At 71.6% G+C, this 2311-nt stretch carries 2 protein-coding genes; both read left to right on the top strand.

Translation table 11 applies throughout. From position 1 onward, the window contains the following. Positions 1-112 precede the first annotated feature (112 nt). Positions 113-685 carry a hypothetical protein gene (locus ABH925_RS37560; protein WP_370156117.1) on the top strand — a complete coding sequence of 191 codons (573 nt, stop codon included), beginning with the start codon at positions 113-115 and terminating at the stop codon, positions 683-685. A 64-nt stretch (positions 686-749) separates the two neighbouring features. Beyond that, positions 750-2279, top strand: a complete 1530-nt coding sequence (locus ABH925_RS37555; RefSeq protein WP_370156115.1) for an ISKra4 family transposase — start codon at positions 750-752, stop codon at positions 2277-2279. Positions 2280-2311 lie beyond the last annotated feature (32 nt).

The following is a 2311-nucleotide window of genomic DNA, read 5'->3' as shown; positions in this document are numbered from 1 at the left end:
GGGTGTAGCTCGAATGCGGTGAGATCGCTGACCTTGTCCTCTTGCTGATAGGCGGTCAGCTGCTGGATCGTCGTTGTTGGGCGGGCGGCGACGGTCTTGCGGGGTGAGAGCGGTGGCATCGTGGCTGGAGGAGATCGAGTGGCGGGAGCGGGCGGCGCGGGAGCGGATCGCGGAGATCGAGGCCGAACTCGCGGCACTGCACGATGAGTTGGTCGGACACCAGCGGCGGCTGTCGCGGCTGGAGGTCACCCGGGAGACGATGACGGAGATCTTCTCTACCGCTGGTGAGCGGCCGGGGCCGGGGGCTGGTGGTGCTCCGGGGCCGGCGGAGGACGCCGAGGGTCCCGATGCGGGGCGGGGTTCGCCGGTCGGGGTGCTGCTGGTTCCCCGGTGGAGAGAGGGACGGGCGCTGTCGGAGCTGCCGCAGTCCTACCGGGACATCGTCGAACTGCTGACGGACGCGGTGCGTCCGATGCGGGCCAAGCACATCGCGGCCGGGCTGGGCCTGCCGCCGGACGCCTCGAAGGTGGAAGGACTGCGCTCGAAGCTCAAGCGGCTGACCGAGCGCTGCTGGATCACCGAGGACGGGCCGGGCCTGTTCGCCTGCGATCGCTCCTGGCCGGGGCGGGGGCGCACACCCGCGCACATGCCGGCCGGGGCCGTGCCACCGAGCGCGGGTCGGTAAGAGGGGCCCCGCTTCCTAGATTCGGGAGTGCGACGTCCATGAATCCGCCGGAAGCGAGAGCCCGATGGAACACTACGACCCCTGCGCGTCGGCTGACCCGTTTGCAGCCGCGTTTTCTTCCTTCACTTCCCTCATCGCCGACCTCACCAGGCCCGAAACACTCACCGCCTGCCACGACACCCTGGAGGACATGATCGCGACCCGCGGCCGGGAGATGCAGCGCCTGCTCCTGCAGGGCTTCCTCGACCTGCGTGAACAGCGGGAAGCCGCGACCCTTGGCGCGCTCGCCCCCGCCCGGCGCGCCGACGCCTTCGAGGGGCACAGCCGCCTGGAGACCGGACACCGGCGTCTGCTGGCGACCGTCGTCGGCACGGTCACGGTGACCCGGTGCGCGCTGCGCGCCCCGGGACGCACCGCGCTGCACCCGGCCGACGCCGCCCTCGCACTACCTGGGGAGCGCTGCAGCCTGGGCCTGCGCAAACTGGCCGTCATCGAGGCGGTGCGCGGCTCCTTCGACCAGGCCCTGGAGGCTGTCACCCGCACCTGCGGCCAGGTCTGCGGGAAACGCCAGCTCGAAGCCCTGGTCCGGGCCGCCGCCGTGGACACCGCCGCGTTCTACACCTCCCGCCTGCCCGAACCCGCGGCCCCCGGGGTGCTGCTGGTGCTCTCCGTGGACGGGAAAGGGGTCGTGATGCGGCCCGAGGACCTGCGCGAGCACACCCGCAAGGCCGCCGAGAAGGCCCGGCACACCTTCCGCACCCGCCTGGCCGGCGGCGAGAAGGCGAACCGCAAACGCATGGCCACCGTCGCCGTGGTCTACGACGCGGCGCCATCGGTGCGCCGCCCGCACGATGTGATCGCCCCGCCCGGCGGCCGCACCGGACAGCGTGTCCCGCGCCCGGGACCCAAGGCGAGCAGGAAATGGTTGACCGCCTCCCTCGCGCAGGACGCCGCCGACGTCGTGGCTGCCGCCTTCGACCAGGCCGAATCCCGCGACCCCCTGCACGCCCGCCCCTGGATCGTCCTGGTGGACGGCGCCTGCCACCAACTCGACCTCATCCACGCCGAAGCCGCCCGGCGCGGCGTGAGCGTCCACATCGTCCTCGACATCGTCCACGTGCTCGAGAAGCTGTGGGCGGCGTCCCGCTGCTTCCACACCGCCACCGACCCCGCAGCCGAGACCTGGGTCGCCACCCACGCAGCCGCCCTGCTGAACGGCCGCGCCGGCGACGTCATCACCGCGATCGGCACCCAGGCCGACCAGCGGAACCTGACGAAGGACCAGCGCTCGGCCGCCGATGCCGCCTGCCGGTACCTGGAGAACAAGAAGGACTACCTCGGCTACGACACCGCCCTCGCCGAAGGCTGGCCCATCGCCAGCGGAGCCGTCGAGGGAGCCTGCCGGCACCTCATCGCCGACCGCCTGGCGATCACAGGATCACGGTGGAGCGTCCCCGGCGCCGAAGCCGTCCTCACCCTGCGAGCGATCATCAGCAACGGCGACTTCGACGAGTACTGGCGGTTCCACCGCACGCGAGAGATCGAACGTGTCCATCCCCACGCCGACCAGCACCGATTCCAACTCGCCGTCTAACAACGCGACCTCACCGCATCCGAGCTACACCC

Origin of the sequence: Streptacidiphilus sp. EB129 (assembly GCF_041262645.1) — a bacterium.
Lineage (GTDB): Bacteria > Actinomycetota > Actinomycetes > Streptomycetales > Streptomycetaceae > Streptacidiphilus.
Note: the sequence above shows the minus strand (reverse complement) of the source record. Positions and strands in the feature narration are given on the sequence as shown.